Source organism: Hydrogenophaga sp. (genome assembly GCF_051007235.1).
In the GTDB taxonomy this organism is placed as follows: domain Bacteria; phylum Pseudomonadota; class Gammaproteobacteria; order Burkholderiales; family Burkholderiaceae_C; genus Hydrogenophaga.
Genome location: NZ_JBPCSJ010000535.1, coordinates 1 through 16,661, shown reverse-complemented (window position 1 = coordinate 16,661; position 16,661 = coordinate 1). Strand labels below are relative to the sequence as shown.

Here is a 16,661-nt window from a genome sequence, read left to right as displayed (position 1 = left end):
GTCCAAGTCTGCCCAGGCAGACTTCGAGCCGCAGCCCTCTGCCCCCAAAGGGGCGATGCGAGTGGCCCGGCAAAGCCGGCTCCACCGCATCCTGGGCTATGGGCCACCTCGCTCCGGACAACACTCGGTCGACCAACGGCGTCCCATAAGGGTAATCCCCAATCTTCAAAAACTAACCAGTTCGTACATTAATGCATTCGAATCCGCAGGAGCCACCCCGTGATCCAGAAACTCATTGACCATTACTGCAAGGCCTTGTCTGTGCTCATGGCCCTCAGCCTGGTGCTGATGGTGGTCATGGTGTTCGGCAACGTCGTCATGCGCTACGGCTTCAACTCGGGCCTGACCCTGTCGGAAGAGCTTTCGCGCTGGCTCTTCGTCTGGATGACCTTCCTGGGCGGCGTGGTCGCGCTCAACGAACGCGCCCACCTGGGCACCGACTCGCTCATCTCCCGCCTGCCCGTGGCCGGCCAGAAGCTGTGCCTGGGCATCAGCCACGTCGCCATGCTGTTCATCTGCTGGCTGATTTTTGACGGCGCCCTGCAACAGACCAAGATCAACTGGGACTCCACCAGCGCGGTGATGGAAACCTCCATGGGCTACTTCTACGCCAGCGGCGTGGTGTTCGCCGTGCTGGCCGCGCCCGTCCTGCTGTTGAACTTCTGGCGCCTGCTCTCGGGCCAGCTGCGCGACCAGGACCTGATCGGCATCCGCGAATCCGACGACATGCCCCACGGCGACCCGCGCCCCTGATCAGCGCCCCGGAGACACACCAACATGACCATCCTCATTTTCCTGGGCTCCCTCATGGCCGCCATGGCGGTGGGCATCCCGATTTCCTTCTCCCTGCTGATCTCCGGTGCCGCGCTGATGTGGCACCTGGACATGTTCGACGCGCAGATCCTGGCGCAGAACCTGATCGAAGGCTCCAACAGCTTCCCGCTGCTGGCCGTGCCGTTTTTCATGCTGGCCGGTGAAATCATGAACGCCGGCGGCCTGTCGCGGCGCATCGTGATGTTCGCCATGTCGCTGGTGGGCCACGTGCGCGGCGGCCTGGGCTATGTGGCCATCATGGCCGCGGTGCTGATGGCGGCGCTCTCCGGCTCGGCCGTGGCCGATGCGGCCGCACTCTCGGCCCTGCTGCTGCCGATGATGGTGCACGCCGGCCACGACAAGGCCCGCTCGGCCGGCCTGCTGGCCTCGGCGTCCATCATCGCGCCCATCATCCCGCCGTCGATCGGCTTCGTGATCTTCGGCGTCGCCGCCAACGTGTCGATCTCCAAGCTGTTCCTGGCCGGTATCGCCCCCGGCGTCATGCTGGGCGTGGCGCTGTGCTTCACTTGGTGGTGGGTGGCGCGCAAGGAAATGGTGGCACCGCCCAAGCGCAAGAACGCGGCCGAGGTGATGGCCGCCCTGAAAGACGCGGTATTCGCCCTGGGTCTGCCCGTCATCGTGGTCGTGGGTCTGAAGTTCGGCGTGTTCACCCCTACCGAAGCCGCCGTGGTGGCCGCGGTGTACGCCCTGCTGATCTCGGTCTTCGTCTACCGCGAGCTCAAGATCGGCCAGCTCTACGGCCTGTTCCTGGCCGCGGCCAAGACCACCGCGGTCATCATGTTCCTGGTGGCCGCGGCCATGGTGTCGGCCTACCTGATCACCGTGGCCCAGTTGCCCGACCAGCTGGTGGCGCTGCTGGAGCCGCTGCTGGACAGCCCCATCCTGCTGATGATGGCCATCATGCTGCTGGTGATCGTGGTCGGCACGGCCATGGACATGACGCCCACCATCCTGATCCTCACCCCGGTGCTGATGCCCATCGTCAAGGCCGCCGGCATCGACCCGGTCTACTTCGGTGTGCTGTTCATCATGAACAACGCCATCGGCCTGATCACCCCGCCCGTGGGCACGGTGCTCAACACCGTGGCCGGGGTCGGCAAGGTCAGCATGGACGAGGTGACCAAGGGCGTGTGGCCCTTCATGATCGCCCAGTTCGGCCTGATGTTCCTGATGGTGCTGTTCCCGCAGCTGGTGATGGTCCCGGCCCGCTGGTTGATCGGTAACTGAGCGGCCACCGCGTGTTTTCCTGCGCATCCCGTGAGTTGGTACGCCACGGGGGCGCTCTGAAGTTCCTGCGTACTGCTTCCCTTCCTTTGGAGACAACATGAAACGTCTGATGCTCAAAACCCTGGTGGCCGCTGTGGCCGTGGCCGCTTTCGGCACCGCCCAGGCCCAGGACAAAACCATCAAGTTCGCCACCCAGAACCCCAAGGGCCACCCCATCGTGCTGGGCATGGAGAAGTTCGCCGAAATCGTCACGGCCAAGTCCGGCGGCAAGATCAAGGTCAACCTGTTCCCCGGCGGCACGCTGGGCAGCGACCAGGCCAACGTGTCGGCCATCCAGGGCGGCACGCTGGAGATGGCGTCCATGAACTCGGGCATCTTCGCCTCGCAGGTCAAGGAATTCGCCATCTACGACTTCCCCTTCATGTTCAACAACGAGAAGGAAGCCGACTTCATCGTCGACGGCCCCTTCGGCCAGAAGCTGCACGCCAAGCTGCAGGACAAGGGCATCGTCGGCCTGGCCTACTTCGAACTGGGTTTCCGCAGCATCACCAACAGCAAGCGCCCCATCAACACCGTGGCCGACCTGGCCGGCCTGAAGCTGCGCGTGATCCCCAACCCGATCAACGTGGACTGGGTCAAGGCCATGGGCGCCAACCCCACGCCGCTGCCCTTCCCCGAGGTGTACGCCGCGCTGGAGCAGAAGGCCATTGACGGCCAGGACAACCCGCTGACCGTGATCAACGCCAACAAGTTCTACGAAGTGCAGAAGAACGTGGTGCTGTCCAACCACCAGTACAACCCGCAGTCGGTGATCATCAGCAAGAAGTTCTGGGACGGCCTGGACGCCGGCCAGAAAAAGATCATCAGCGAAGCCGCCGTGGAAGCCGCCAAGTACCAGCGTGAGCAGGCCCGCGGTCTGGTGGCATCGGCCCTGGACAACATGAAGAAGAACGGCATGCAGGTCACCCAGCTGCCCCCGGCCGAGGTGAGCAAGCTGCGCGACATGATGCGCCCGGTGACCGCCAAGTACGCGGTGAACGTGGGCCAGGACACCGTCAAGGAACTGCAGACCGAGCTGGCCAAGATCAGAAAATAAGCCCACCCCCGCGCCGCGCCTTCGGGCGCGTCACCCCCTCAAGGGGGCGATGCCTGTGGCCCGGCGAAGCCGGTTCCACGGCATCTGCTGGACCCAGTCATTTCGCTCCGACGTTCGTGCCTGCCGGTTCTGCATTCGGTGCTGGCAGGCACCTGCTCTCAAGCTTTTCCCTCCACCATGTCCAAGACCCGCATCGCCGTTGCCGGTGCTGGCCTGATCGGTCAGGCCCACATCCGCGTGCTGCTCGCCAGCCCGGCGTGTGTGCTGTCGGCCGTGGTGGACCCTTCTCCTGCGGCGGCCGCCGTGGCCGCACAGGCGGGTGTGCCGCTGTTCGCCAGCATCGATGAACTGCTGGCTCAAGACCGGCCCGACGGCGTGGTGCTGGCCACACCCAACCCGCTGCACGTGCCGCAGGCGCTGCGGTGCATTGCGGCGGGCCTGCCCACGCTGGTGGAGAAACCCGTCGCCACGACCGTGGCCGAAGGCCAGACGCTGGTGGACGCGGCCGAGCGCAGCGGTGTGCCGGTGCTGGTGGGCCACCACCGCGCGCACAGCCCCATCATGGCCGAGGCCCGGCAGGTGGTGCAGTCCGGCCAGCTCGGCCGGCTGGTCGCCGTCATGGGCAGCGCCACCTTCTTCAAGCCCGACCACTATTTCGACGAAGGCCCCTGGCGTCGTGAAGTGGGTGGTGGCCCGATCCTGATCAACCTGATCCACGAGGTGCACAACCTGCGTTTGCTGTGCGGCGAGATCGTGGCGGTGCAGGCCTTCTCGTCCAACGCCATCCGCGGCTTCGCGGTGGAAGACACCGTGGCCATCAACCTGCGCTTTGCCAGCGGCGCGCTGGGCAGCTTCATGCTCAGCGACACCGCGGCCTGCCCGCGCAGCTGGGAACAGACCAGCCAGGAAAACAAGTCGTACGCCAGCTGCGACGACGAAGACTGTTACGTGCTCGCCGGCACCCACGGCAGCCTATCGGTGCCGACCATGCGCCTGAAAACCTACCCGCGCGACGAAGACCGCTCCTGGTGGAAGCCGTTTGAAGTGGGCACCGTGGACCTGGTGCGCGACGACCCGCTCCAGCACCAGATGGAACACTTGGGCGCCGTGGTGCGCGGCGAAGCCCGCCCGCTGGTGACCGCGCGCGACGGACTGCAGAACCTCAAGATCACCGAAGCCATCGCCCAGGCCGCCGCCACCGGCCGCGTGGTCGAATGCCACTGACCGCATCGATACCCTTTTCAAGGAGCCCCGCATGAAAAAGATCCTCATCCTCAACGGCCCCAACCTCAACCTGCTGGGCACCCGCGAACCCGCGCAGTACGGCTACACCACCCTGGCCGACGTGGAAGCCTTCTGCAAGGCCCACGGCGAGAAGATTGGCTACGAAGTGGAATGCCTGCAAAGCAACTGGGAGGGGGCGCTGATCGACCGCATCCACGAAGCCGGCCGCCAGTACAAGGCCGGCGAGTTGCTGGGCGTGGTCATCAACCCCGGCGCCCTCACCCACACCTCCATCGCGCTGCACGACGCGATCAAGGGCGTGGACCCGCTGCCGGTGATCGAGTGCCACATCTCCAACGTGCACGCACGCGAGGAGTTCCGCCACCACTCGTGGGTCTCGCCCGCAGCGGCCGGCATCGTGGTCGGCTTCGGTGTCGACGGCTACCTGATCGCCATGGACGGCCTGGTGCGCAAGTACGTGAACTCCGCCGCCACGAAAAAGCCCTGAAGCGGCCCTGGCAAGCCAGGACCTGAAGGTACGGGTGGTGCTGCCGCGCCGCTGCGGGCTTACCCCTAAAGCGCGCGATAAACGAACGACTCTGAACGACTAACGAACCTTTCAAGCCCGCCAGTTCACCCGCCCGCAGCCCCCCGTCACTACAGTCACGCCCAGATTTCACCCACAGCACCCACGATCCCTCACCATGATCAACGGCAACACCGAACTCATTGCCCACATCGGCTACCCGACGCATTCGTTCAAGTCGCCGATGATCTACAACCCCTATTTCGAACACGTGGGGGTGAACGCGGTCGTGGTGCCCTTTGGCTGCAAGCCCGAGGACTACCCGGCCTTCCTCAAAAGCGTGTTCAGCCTCACCAACATCCGCGGCGCGCTCATCACCATGCCGCACAAGGTGGTGACGGTGGGCCTGCTGGACGAGGTGACGCCCACCGTGAAAGTGGCTGGCGCCTGCAACGCCGTCAAACGCCTGCCCGACGGCCGCCTGGTGGGCGACCAGTTCGACGGCGCCGGCTTCGTGCGCGGCGTCCAGCGCAAGGGCCTCCAGCTCGCCGGCGCGCGCGTGCTGGTGGTGGGCAGTGGTGGCGTGGGCTGCGCCATCGCCGCCTCGCTGGCGGGTGCGGGCATCGCGGCCATCAGCCTGTTCGACGTGAACACCGCCTCGGCCGACAGCCTGGGCGAGCGCATCCGCACCCACTACCCCGCCATCACGGTGCAGACCGGCAGCAACGACCCGGCCGGCTACGACCTGGTGGTCAACGCCACGCCCATGGGCATGAACGAAGGCGACCCGCTGCCGGTGGACGTGTCGCGCCTGGACGCCCGCACCTTCGTGGGCGAGGTGGTGATGCGCACCGAGATGACCGCCTTCCTGAGCGCGGCGCAGGCCCGTGGCTGCCGGGTGCAGGTGGGTTCCGACATGCTGTTCGAAATGATCCCCGCGTATCTGGAATACTTCGGCTTCCCCACCACCACGGCCGACGTGCTGCGCTCGGTGGCTCGCCTGAGCTACTGATCCCCTGCCGATCCGCGCCCCTCCTGCGTTGTCCGATCCCCACTACCCCCACCCCGGCCGCGGTATCCTGCTGGCGGTTGCTGCCACCGCCTGCTTCGCCCTGCTCGACACCACCTCGCAATACGTGGGCGGCGTGGTGCCGGTGCTCATGGCCGTGTGGCTGCGCTTCGTGGTGCAGACCAGCATGACGGTGGCGCTGCTGCTGCCGCGCCAGGGTCGCTCGCTGTTCGTGACGTCCTCGCCATGGTGGCAGCTGCTGCGCGGCGCGCTGATGGTCACCTCCGGCACCGTGGCCTACCTGGCCCTGCAGCACGTGCCGGTGGGGGAATTCACCGCCATCCTCATGCTGGTGCCGCTGGTGGTCACGCTGCTGGCCGCGCTGCTGCTGCGCGAACACGTCAGCCTGCTCACCTGGGTGCTGGTGGCCGGCGGGCTGACCGGCGCGCTCATCGTGGTGCGCCCCAAGGGCAGTGACCTCAACCTCGGCATGTTCCTGCCGCTGCTGCTGGTGGTCATCAACGCCTGCTACCAGATCGTCACCAGCAAGATGGTCAAGACCGAAGACCCCGGCACCATGCACTTCTACACCGGCCTGACCGGCCTGGTCTTCGGCACGCTGCTGCTGCCCTGGAGCTGGGCGCCCATGCAGGAGCTCAGCCTCTGGTTGCTGGTGGGCCTGATCGGGGTGTTCGGCTCGCTGGGCCACTACTTCATGATCCAGGGCTTCCAGAAGGCGCCCGCCTCGCGCATCACGCCCTACATGTACGCCCAGATCGGCTTCGCCACCCTCGCCGGCTGGCTCGCGTTCGGCCAGGCCCCGGACCGCTGGACCCTGCTGGGCATCGCGCTGATCGCCGTGTGCGGGGTGATGGGCGTGCGGGCACGGTGACGCCGGGTGCCAGGGCCGAGCCCCGGCCCAACACCCCACCGACGCCCCAGGTGACAGCACCATCTGCACCTGCCGCTCCCGTCGTGCTACAAACGGCGTACTGCAGGGAGTAAAAAATGAATATGAATGGCTGAAGTTTCGGGGCCCACGAACACCTGAAACCCGCCAGAAAGTGCTCAAGTGAGTGTTGTCTCGCTGCTCGGTGCTCTGCAGACACCAGCGCTCCTTCAGGAAGCCATCGATCTCCTGGACCAAGGCATCGTCTGCTTCGATCCGCAGGGCCAGCTGGTCTGTTTCAACCGCCGCTACACCGAGCTGCTGGACCTGCCGGACACCCTGATGTCACGCCAGCCCGGCAAACGGGAAGTGGTCGCCTTCCAGCGCGCACGCGGCGACTTTGAATCGCCGGGCCGCTTTTTCGACGCCGAAGGCCGGACCCTCCACCCCGATCCGGTGGTGGATGAGATGCCTGCGCACTATTGGCGGCAGACACGCGCGGGCAAGACGCTCGAAGTCCGCGTGGCCTGGCTGTCATCCGGGCTGCACGTCCGGACCTTCACCGATGTCACCCCCTATTTCGCTGCGCAGCAGCTGGCTGTGCGCAGCGCGGCGCGCCTGCATCGGGTGCTGGACGCTTTGAACCCCGGGACCTGGGAAACCGACCTCGTCACCGGCGAGGTGGACATCAACGCGGCCTGGGCGCAGCTGCTCGGACACGACCTGGCGGCACTGGTGCCCATGACGCGCGAACGCTGGCGGGCCATGATCCACCCCGAAGACCTGGAGGCGACCGGCCAGGCACGGCTCGCCTTCACCACCGGACTCGACAAACAGTTCGACTGCCGGTTTCGCATGCGCCACCGGGATGGCCACTGGGTCTGGGTCCGCTGCACCGGCAAAAGCGACCCGGGCGTGCCCTCGGACGGGAAGCTGCTGGTCTCGGGCACCTTGATCGACATCTCCGAAAAGATGCAGGCGCTGGAGCGGTCGACCGCCCTGGCGGACCAATTGCAGAGCGAAGTGCGCTCGCAGAACAGGCAACTGGAGCGGGCCGTCGCCGACCTGACCATGATCTCGTCGAGCCTGGCGCACGATCTGCGCACGCCGCTGCGCTCGATCAACGGCTACGCCAGCATGCTGTCGGACGGCGCGCCGGGCACCACGCCCCAGCAGGCACGGGCCTATGCCGAGAAGATCGCCGACCATTCGGCCACCATGGGGCACATGATCAGCCGGATGCTGGTCTTGCTGCAGGTCCTGCAGGTCAAGCCCGTGCCCCGAGCGGTCCGGGTCAGCGACGTGGCCCGCGCCCGGATGCAGGAACTCCAGACCGGGGTGAGCGACCTGGGCTTCAGCTGCGCCGACACGCCACACGTGCTGGCAGACCCCGACCTGCTCGGCGTGCTGATGGAGCACCTGCTGCGCAACGCCCTGACCCACACCGCACCCGCACAGGCGTGCCGCATCGAGCTGGGTCACGACCCGCATGCGCAGGTCTACTGGGTGCGCGACAACGGTATCGGGTTTGACATGGACATGGCCGACCGCCTGTTCAAGCCCTTCAGCACCCTGCACCGAAAGGACCATTCGGATGGCAGCGGCATGGGCCTGGCGATTGCGCAACGCTGCGTGGAGCGGCTGGGTGGACGTCTGTGGGCCCGCTCGGCGCCGGGCGCAGGCTCCACCTTCTACTTCACGCTGGGGCACTGAGCACCCCAGACGGCCACCGAGCACTGCCAAGTGCCCCTGTGGGGTCCCCAGCGGCGGCGTGGGCTCAGCGGATGACCGCGAGCTTCTCGCGCTGGCCGGCCTTGAAGGTGTAGAGCGTCAGCGCTGCGTTGCGGCGGTCGCCCTTGTCGTCGAACGCGACCTTGCCGGACGCGCCCTGGTACTGGATGGACTTGAGCGCGGGCAGGTATTGCTTCGGGTCGGCCGAGCCGGCGGCCTGCATGGCGGCGGCCAGCAGCTTCACGCCGTCGTAGGCGTAGCCCGCGTAGGCCTGCACGTCCACACCGTACTTGGCCTTGAAGTCGGCCCGGAACTTGTCATTGGCGGCCATTTCGTCGCCATCCACACCACCGGCCTCGACGCAGAACACCCGCTCGTCGCCCAGCGCGTCGCCGGACAGCGTGATCATTTCAGCGGTGCACAGACCGTCGCCGCCCACCAGCTGGGAAGTGAAGCCCAGCGACTTCATCTGGCGCAGCATCGGGCCGCCCACGGCGTCCATGCCACCGAAGAAAATGACGTCCGGCTTCTTGGCCTTGAGCGACGTGAGGATGGCGTTGAAGTCGGTGGCCTTGTCGTTGGTGAACTCGCGACCCACCACCTGGGCACCGGCGGCCTTGGCGGCGTTCTCGAACTCATCGGCCAGCCCCTGGCCATAGGCCGTGCGGTCGTCGATGACGGCCACGGTCTTGGCCTTCAGGCTCTGCACCGTGTAGCGGCCCATGGCACCACCCTGCTGGGTGTCGTCGGCCACCAGGCGGAACGCGCCCGCAAAGCCCTGGCGGGTGAACTTCGGGTTGGTGGACGAGGGCGTGATCTGCGGGATGCCGGCTTCGTTGTACAGCACCGAGGCGGGCAGCGTGGCGCCCGAGGTCAGGTGCCCCACCACGCCGTTGACGTTGGCGTCTACCAGCTTCTGGGCGGCGGCGGTGGCCTGCTTGGGGTCGGCCGCGTCGTCTTCGGCCATCAGCTCGAAGCGCGCGTTCTGGTTGCCGATCTTCACACCCGCGGCGTTGAGTTCCTCGATCGCCAGGCGGGCGCCGTTCTCGTTGTCCTTGCCCAGGTGGGCCACGGCGCCGCTGGTGGCGCCCACGTGGCCGATCTTGACCACCAGCACGTCACCCGACGCGGCCGAGGGGGCGGCAGCGGCCGGCGCCGCAGAATCTTCCTTCTTGCCGCAAGCGACCAGGGCCACAGCAGCGGCCAGCACGGCCAGTTTCAGTTCAACACGCATGGAAAGGGACTCCTCAGAGAAGCAGAACAGAGAAATACAGTACACACAATATATGTATGCCTATCATTTTAGCAGAGCTTGCTATGGCGGAGGCGCCGCAGAGCGTGACCCGAGCTGCTTGCAGTCGCCAGCCGCCGGGCTGGCAGCGCCGCTCAACCCCCCAGGCCTGCGAAGATGTTCTGCACGTCGTCGTTGTCGTCGATGGCGGCCAGGAAGGCTTCGACCTCTTCCAGCGCTTCGGCGCTCAGGCTGGCCGGGTCCACCGGGTTCTTGGGCTTGTAGCCCAGCTTGGCCGACAGCACGGTGAAGCCTTGTGCCGGCAGCGCGCGGCCCACCAGGTCCAGATCGGTCGGGTCGGTGAGGAAGACGCACACGCCCTCTTCATCCGCGGGCTCAAAGTCCTGCGCGCCGGCTTCGATGGCGGCCAGTTCGGCGTCGGCGTCTTGGCTGGCGGCTTCGGCTTCGATGATGCCGACGTGATCGAAGTCCCAGGACACCGATCCGCTGGTGCCCAGCTGGCCCTTGCGGAACAGCACGCGCATGTCGGACGCGGCGCGGTTCACGTTGTCGGTCAGGCACTCCACCATCACCGGCACGCGGTGCGGGGCAAAGCCTTCGTACATGACGTGCTCGTAGTGCACCGCTTCACCGGTGAGGCCGGCCCCCTTCTTGATGGCGCGCTCCAGCGTGTCCTTGGGCATGGACACTTTGCGGGCCTGCTCCACCACCAGACGCAGGCGGGCGTTGGCGGACGGGTCGGCGCCGTTGCGGGCCGCGATGATGATGTCCTTGACCAGCTTGCCAAACAGCTTGCCTTTGGCGTTGGCCGCCAGGTCCTTGTGCTTGGCTTTCCATTGCGCGCCCATGGGGAGTCCTCTTGTGGGGTCGGTTGACCGGAACCCGCGAGTTTAGGCGCCAGCGCCGGTGGCGTGGCGTTGTGCGCGAGCCGCGGTGTTAGGCCGTCAGACCAGACCGGCGAGCCGCCGGTCGAGCTGGAAGCAGGCACTGAAAACCTGCCGGTCGGCCACTCCCGCGTTCGCCAGTTCAGCGTGCAGCAACTGGTCCAGCGCGGCCTGCGCGGCCGCGGTGTGCAGCGCCTCGATCACCAGCACGCCATCGAAAGTGCCCTCCACGCTGCGGCGCATGGATTTTTCCTTGGTCTGCACGCCGGTACCGGCCGCGTCCACCTGCATCAGCCAGACCTGGGCCACCGCGTCCAGGCCCGCGATACGCTGTACCAACGCCTGCTGTGCACCGGCGTCCAGCAGGCCGGCCGCGGCCAGGTCCAGCCGCAACGGCAGCGCCACCGCCCCACAACCCAGGCCCGCACGCGCCACCACCGGCCCGCCGCCGCGCGCGAAATTCTGGAGGATGGGCATGGTGCGCTGCGACCAGGGCGTGGGCGCGTTCAGCCGCGCCAGGTAGGAAGGGCCGGCGAGCACGCTGGCGTCGTGCAGCTCATAGGTGATGAAGAAGCGGCGATGTCCGTCCGCCTCGGCGCGGAACACGCGGCCCGATAGAAAACCGTCCACGCTCACACGTTCGAGCACGTGTTCGCGTGTGAGCCAGTGCAGGTAGTCGGTTTCCTGGCCGGGGTCGATGTCGCTCCAGATGGCGAGCTGGGCCTGTCCGCGGGTGTTCATGGACGTTTCTCGAATGGCTGGTTGGGTCAACCCAGCGACTTCAGACGCATCTGGTTGGGCAGCGGCACCGAGCGGCGCAGCACGTCGTCGGCCAGCCACAGCGCGGCGCGCTGGCCGCGTTCGGCCACCATGGGCAGCGGCATCTGCTGGTAGTCGTCGTTGAAGACCTCGAAGCTGTAGTCGCCCGCGTAGCCCAGGCGGTCGAGCTTGAGCACCAGCTCGGCCAGCTGTTCGCTGTGCACGCCCTCGCCCGGGAACACGCGGAAGGTTCGCGCCGTGGTCATGCGCTCTTCAAAGGTCTTGGTTTCCTGCCACATGAAGTCGGCCAGCTGCACCAGGAAGATCTTGCTCGGGTCGAGGTAGTCGATCTCGTCCAGGCTGGTCTTGGCCGCGAAGATGTGGAACGAGTCGATGCCCAGGCCGAGGTTGGGGCAGTCGGCGCGGCAGACCACGTCCCACGCCGTGGTGAACTCGTTGATGGTGCGGCCCCAGGACAGGCCTTCATACGCGATCTTGATGCCCAGCGGCAGCGCCAGCATGGCGAGCTTGCGCAGGTCGCGCGCGAGGTGGTCGAGGTCGCCGCTGGCATGGGCAGACGTGGATGAGCACGCCAGCAGCACCTTGCAGCCGAGGGCGGCGCACATCTCCAGCATGGCCTTGGCGATGTCGACCTTGTACTGGTGCAGGTGGCCGGAGAGACCCTCGAAGTCGCGCAGCACCTGGAAGCCTGTGCCGCGCAGGCCGCTGGCCTTGACGGCCGCAACCGCGGCATCAATGCCGCCCGGGTGGCCGTTGATGTCGTTGGCCTTGAGCATGACCTGGGTGAAGCCGGCGGCTTTCATGGCGGCGAGCTTGGCCTCCAGCGGGCCGGCCAGGGTGATGGTGTCCATGCCGAAACCGGCGATGGCTTCGCTGATGGCGGCGGGGCTGGGTCTCATGCTCAGGCCCCGCTGCGCTGGCTGTGCACCAGCTCGAACACGACCGAGCCCAGGTAGGTCTTGCTGATGGCGCCGCGCTGCTCGGTGTGGGCCGCTTCGGTTTCAACAAACTCCACGCCCAGGGCGCGCAGCGCCTTGACGGCGTCCAGCACGTCGGGCACGCCCAGGCCGATGCGTTGCAGCTTTTCTTGCGCGTCGTGCACGTTCAGCGGTGGCTCCACCAGCTGCAGCATGAAGCGCTTGCCCGGGTCCAGCGCCGGGGTGCGCAGCAAGGTGCCCTTGGGCATGATGCCAAAGCGCTGCTCGTCGGGAATCACCTCGGTGCCGAACAGCTCGCTGTAGAAGGCGATCCAGTCGTTGGTGCGCTCGGGGCCGATGTACTGCACCACCCCGAAGAAGTGGATGCCGGCGGTGGCGGGCGGGCGCTGGTCCACCGTGGGGATGGGCACAAAGTCCACGTCGTAGATCGAGAACTCCTTGTAACGGTCCACGAAGTAGATGCGGCTGCCGCCGGCGCCGTGGATGGCGGGGATGTTCAGCTCCATCACCTCGGCGTGCGTGGGCACCGACCAGGCGCCGCGCTCGAGCACGTAGTGGTAGGCGGCGCGCGCGTCGCGCACGCGCAGCGCCATGGCCGAGATGGTGGGCACGTCGCTGCCGTGGCCGGCGCCCTGGGCATCGCTGGGGTGGGCGTTGACGACGATGTTGAGTTCGCCCTGGCGGTACAGCAGCACCTCGCGCGAGCGGTGGCGCGCCACGGGACGGAAACCCATCATCTCCAGCACTTGGCCCAGGGCCTGCGGCTTGGTGGTGGCGTATTCGATGAACTCGATGCCGTCCAGCCCCAGGGGGTTGGCGGCGTCACTGAACGAGGCTTGCAGAGGTTCGCGGTTGTCGCTGGTGTTGAGCAGCAGGTCACTCATGGTGCATTGGTCTCCGTTGGAGTGCGGTGCCGCCGGCGCGGGCCTTCCCGGGCGCGGTGCCACGCCTGCACTGTAGGGCCTGCGGCCGCTCATCGATGGGGGGCACAGGCCCGACCCGAACGATAATCGCACACCCACTGCCGATCAGCGATCAGATTACGGGTTTTCACGCAAGCCGACCACCCCATGACCGAAGCCGCCCTGCTGCCCGCCCCGCCCCTGGAAAAACGCGACTGGATCGCCGGCCTGGAAAAAGGCCTGGCGGTGATCGAGGCCTTTGACGACCAGCACCCGCGACTGACCGCCAGCCAGGCCGGCGCGCGCTGCGGCCTCACACGCACCGCCGCGCGCCGCTACCTGCTGACGCTGGCCCACCTGGGTTACGTGGGCACCGACGGCAAGCTGTTCTGGCTGACCCCGCGCATCCTGCGCCTGGGCCACGCCTACCTCGAATCGGCCCGCCTGCCGCGGCTGGTGCAGCCCTTCCTGCAACGCATCGCCGGCGGCACGCAGGAGGTGGCCTACCTGGGCGTGCTGGACGGCGCGGACACGGTGTACATCGCCCGCAGCGGCGCGCACCGGCACATGAACACCGGCTACATGCTGGGCTCGCGCGTGCAGGCGCAGGTGACGGCCGCGGGCATGGCCATCCTGGCCGGGCTGGGCGAGGCCCTGGCCGACCAGTGGCTGCAGCAACACCGCCTGAGCACCTACACGCCCTACACCATCGCCAACCCCGATGAGCTGCGCGCCGAGCTCGCGCAGGTGCGGCGCCAGGGCTGGGCACTGTCGGAACAGCAGATGGAGCTGAACTACCGCGGCATCGCGGTGCCGCTGCTCGACCGCAACAACGCGGTGCACGGCGCCATCAGCATCACCATGCCGATCAACCAGGAACACCGCGACGACGCAGTCAAGCGGCTGCTGCCGGTGCTGCAGGAAGCGGCCCGGGGCCTCAGACCGCTGATTTGATGCACCCCCTGCGCCGATGACGAGCGCCTTGCAGGCCGCGTCATCGCCAAAGGCGATGCCTCTTCGTCCCGTCCAAGCCTGCGCAGGCAGGCTTGGGAGCCGCGGTCCTCAGCCCCTTCTGCGGCGCTGCGAGGGGGACGCAGCCTGTGCCCGGGCCAAGCCCGTTCCACGGGTGCCCTGAACATCAGGCCCCTGCGCCGGATGGCTTCACATCACTGCCCGGCCAGGAAGCGGCTGACCAGGTCCAGCTGGTCGGGCACGTTGAGCGCCGGGGCGTGGCCGCAACCAGCAATCGTCACCACCAGCGCTCGCGGACCGCGGTCGCGCATCTGCTCCGCGGTGTCGGCCAGCAGCAGGTCGGACTCGGCGCCGCGCAGGCACAGCACCGGGATGTCGATGCGGTCGTATTCGGCCCAGCGGTCGTAGTCGCCCGGGTGTTCGGTGAACTGCATCACCATGGCCGGGTCGTAGTGCGGGGTGACGCGGCCATCGGGCAGGCGGCGCACCGAGCTTTCGGTCAGCAGCGTCCACTGCGCATCGCTGAGCCAGCCATAGGGTTTGTAGACGGTGCGGAAATACCGTTCCAGCTCGCTCACCGTGGCAAAGCTCGCCGGGCTGCCCGCGTAGCTGCGGATGCGCTCGATGGCGGCGCTGGCCAGCTGGGGGCCGTTGTCGTTGAGCACCAGGCGCTGGATGCGGCCGCGCAACAGGCCATCCGCCGCGACCATGCCGATGGCGCCGCCCATGGAGGTGCCCACCCAGTGGAACCGGTCCAGACCGAGCTGGTCGACCAGCGAACGCGCGAGCTGGGCATAGAAGGCCAGGCAGTACTCGGCCTGGGGCTCGGGGCTCCATTGCGAAAGGCCGCGGCCGATGGTGTCGGGGCAGATCACGCGGTAGCCCTGCGCACTCAGGTGCGCGGCCAGGGCGTCCATGTCGCGGCCGGTGCGCGCCAGGCCGTGCCAGGCGATGACGGTGCCGTGGTCGGTGGTGCCGGGCGCCCTCGCCCAGTCCATGAAGTGGATCTCGCGGCCTTCACAGCGGAGGTAGCGGGACTGTGGAGCGGATGAGGTGTTCATAAACCTTCGCCTGAGGGGGAGCGGTCAAGGACGCCGCGGAACCGGCTTCGCCGGGCCGCCAGCGTCGCCCCCTTGAGGGGGACGCGCGGAGCGCGGCGGGGGTAGGCGAAGCTCACGCAGCTTGCCGACGATGCCGGTGGGGAAGTAGTAGACCGAGAGCACGAACAGCAGGCCCAGCCACAGCAGCCAGCGGTCGGGGGTGAGCAGCGCGGGCAGCAGCGGCACACCAGCCGCAGCCTCTCCGGCCGCGCGCAGCAGGTCCTGCAGGTAGCTTTGCGCCAGCACGAACAGCACGCTGCCGATGAGTGCGCCGTACATCGTCCCCATGCCGCCGATGACGACGATGAGCAGGATGTCCAGCATGATCTCGAACGACAGCGAGGTGTCCGGCCCGTTGTAGCGCAGCCAGATCGCCAGCAGGCAGCCGGCCAGCGTGGCGAACAGGGCCGACAGCACGTTGGACAGGGTGCGGTAGACGACGGTGCGGTAACCGAGAGCCTCGGCGCGGAAGTCGTTTTCGCGGATGGCCTGCAACACGCGGCCAAACGGCGAGTTCACGATGCGCAGCAGGGTCAGGAAAATGCCGCAGACACAGGCGAACACCAGGTAGTAGGTGATGAGCTTGCCGTTGAGGCTGACCTCGCCCAGGGGCGTGACCACGGGCTCTTCGCTCAGCTCGAAACCGGGCGAGAGCAGCTCGGGCACGCTGAAGCTCAGGCCGTCTTCGCCACCGGTGAAGTCCGACAGTTGCGAGGCCAGCGTGAGGAAGGCCGAGGCCACGGCCAGCGTGATCATGGCGAAGAAGATCGCCTTCACCCGCAACGAGAACAAGCCGATCAGCAGCGACAGCACCAGCGACACCAGGAGCGCGCACAGCACCCCCAGCAGCAGCACGCTCCACGAGGCTTCCTCCACCGAGCTCAGGGCGATGGCCACGCCATAGGCGCCGATACCGAAGAACATGGTGTGCGCGAAGCTGACGATGCCGGTGTAGCCCAGCAGCAGGTCGAAGCTGGCGACCAGCGCGACGAAGATGAGGATCTTGGCCGCCACGTTGAGCGCCTTCACGCCCGGGAACAGGAAGGGTGCGAAGGCCAGACCGAGGAACAGGATGACCAGCAGGGCCGCCAGCCAGGGGCTGCGCGGCAGGTCTTTGGAGAGCAAACGAGTCAGCATGGGCATACCTCGGGGATCAGGGGAGTGTTCAAGCTGCAGCGGTGGAACCGGCTTTGCCGGGCCACTGGCTGCGCCCCCTGGGGGGTAACGCCGAAGGCGGCGCGGGGGGTATTCATTACCGGCTCGTCACGGGATAGACGCCCTGCGGTCGCCACAGCAG

General features: G+C 67.2%; 16 protein-coding genes. 9 read left to right on the top strand and 7 right to left on the bottom strand.

Annotated features, from left to right (window positions below; all coding sequences use genetic code 11):
- Window positions 1–219: 219 nt before the first annotated feature.
- The 8 genes from ACR2JA_RS19095 (at window position 220) to ACR2JA_RS19060 (ending at window position 8,518) form a co-directional block, all read left to right on the top strand.
- The gene (locus ACR2JA_RS19095; protein WP_434010646.1) at window positions 220–753 is read left to right on the top strand and encodes a TRAP transporter small permease; all 534 of its coding nucleotides are present in this window, start codon (window positions 220–222) and stop codon (window positions 751–753) included.
- Window positions 754–777: 24 nt separating this feature from the next.
- Entirely contained in the window at window positions 778–2,061 is a 1,284-nt protein-coding gene (locus ACR2JA_RS19090) for a TRAP transporter large permease subunit (RefSeq protein WP_434010645.1), read from the top strand.
- A gap of 97 nt (window positions 2,062–2,158) precedes the next feature.
- Window positions 2,159–3,157 (top strand): TRAP transporter substrate-binding protein, encoded by a 999-nt coding sequence (locus ACR2JA_RS19085; protein ID WP_434010644.1) that lies wholly within the window; start codon window positions 2,159–2,161, stop codon window positions 3,155–3,157.
- A 177-nt stretch (window positions 3,158–3,334) separates the two neighbouring features.
- Window positions 3,335–4,381 (top strand): Gfo/Idh/MocA family protein, encoded by a 1,047-nt coding sequence (locus tag ACR2JA_RS19080; protein WP_434010643.1) that lies wholly within the window; start codon window positions 3,335–3,337, stop codon window positions 4,379–4,381.
- Window positions 4,382–4,412: 31 nt separating this feature from the next.
- On the top strand, window positions 4,413–4,889 hold the full coding sequence (gene aroQ / locus ACR2JA_RS19075; protein ID WP_434010642.1) for a type II 3-dehydroquinate dehydratase: 477 nt from the start codon (window positions 4,413–4,415) through the stop codon (window positions 4,887–4,889).
- Window positions 4,890–5,085: 196 nt separating this feature from the next.
- Window positions 5,086–5,919 carry a shikimate dehydrogenase family protein gene (locus tag ACR2JA_RS19070; protein WP_434010641.1) on the top strand — a complete coding sequence of 278 codons (834 nt, stop codon included), beginning with the start codon at window positions 5,086–5,088 and terminating at the stop codon, window positions 5,917–5,919.
- A 28-nt stretch (window positions 5,920–5,947) separates the two neighbouring features.
- The gene (locus ACR2JA_RS19065; RefSeq protein ID WP_434010640.1) at window positions 5,948–6,808 is read left to right on the top strand and encodes a DMT family transporter; all 861 of its coding nucleotides are present in this window, start codon (window positions 5,948–5,950) and stop codon (window positions 6,806–6,808) included.
- Between the two features lie 180 nt (window positions 6,809–6,988).
- Complete coding sequence (locus ACR2JA_RS19060; protein ID WP_434010639.1) at window positions 6,989–8,518, top strand: sensor histidine kinase; 1,530 nt, start codon at window positions 6,989–6,991, stop codon at window positions 8,516–8,518.
- Between the two features lie 64 nt (window positions 8,519–8,582).
- On the opposite strand, the gene ACR2JA_RS19055 is transcribed toward ACR2JA_RS19060, so the two are convergent.
- From ACR2JA_RS19055 to ACR2JA_RS19035, 5 genes are all read right to left on the bottom strand, one after another.
- Window positions 8,583–9,770 (bottom strand): branched-chain amino acid ABC transporter substrate-binding protein, encoded by a 1,188-nt coding sequence (locus tag ACR2JA_RS19055; protein ID WP_434010638.1) that lies wholly within the window; start codon window positions 9,768–9,770, stop codon window positions 8,583–8,585.
- Window positions 9,771–9,922: 152 nt separating this feature from the next.
- A complete protein-coding gene (locus ACR2JA_RS19050; protein ID WP_434010637.1) occupies window positions 9,923–10,636 on the bottom strand; it encodes a YebC/PmpR family DNA-binding transcriptional regulator in 714 nt (237 codons plus the stop codon).
- Between the two features lie 96 nt (window positions 10,637–10,732).
- A complete protein-coding gene (locus tag ACR2JA_RS19045; protein ID WP_434010636.1) occupies window positions 10,733–11,413 on the bottom strand; it encodes a hypothetical protein in 681 nt (226 codons plus the stop codon).
- A gap of 26 nt (window positions 11,414–11,439) precedes the next feature.
- On the bottom strand, window positions 11,440–12,351 hold the full coding sequence (locus ACR2JA_RS19040) for a sugar phosphate isomerase/epimerase family protein (RefSeq protein ID WP_434010635.1): 912 nt from the start codon (window positions 12,349–12,351) through the stop codon (window positions 11,440–11,442).
- A gap of 2 nt (window positions 12,352–12,353) precedes the next feature.
- Window positions 12,354–13,274 carry a VOC family protein gene (locus tag ACR2JA_RS19035; protein ID WP_434010634.1) on the bottom strand — a complete coding sequence of 307 codons (921 nt, stop codon included), beginning with the start codon at window positions 13,272–13,274 and terminating at the stop codon, window positions 12,354–12,356.
- A 186-nt stretch (window positions 13,275–13,460) separates the two neighbouring features.
- On the opposite strand from ACR2JA_RS19035, the gene ACR2JA_RS19030 reads away from it, so the two are divergent.
- Window positions 13,461–14,246: an IclR family transcriptional regulator domain-containing protein gene (locus ACR2JA_RS19030; protein WP_434010633.1), complete on the top strand. Its 786-nt coding sequence runs from the start codon at window positions 13,461–13,463 to the stop codon at window positions 14,244–14,246.
- Window positions 14,247–14,458: 212 nt separating this feature from the next.
- Here ACR2JA_RS19030 and ACR2JA_RS19025 read toward each other — a convergent pair whose 3' ends face one another.
- The gene (locus ACR2JA_RS19025) at window positions 14,459–15,325 is read right to left on the bottom strand and encodes an alpha/beta fold hydrolase (RefSeq protein ID WP_434010632.1); all 867 of its coding nucleotides are present in this window, start codon (window positions 15,323–15,325) and stop codon (window positions 14,459–14,461) included.
- Window positions 15,326–15,349: 24 nt separating this feature from the next.
- A complete protein-coding gene (locus ACR2JA_RS19020) occupies window positions 15,350–16,501 on the bottom strand; it encodes a branched-chain amino acid ABC transporter permease (protein ID WP_434010631.1) in 1,152 nt (383 codons plus the stop codon).
- Between the last annotated feature and the right edge of the window lie 160 nt (window positions 16,502–16,661).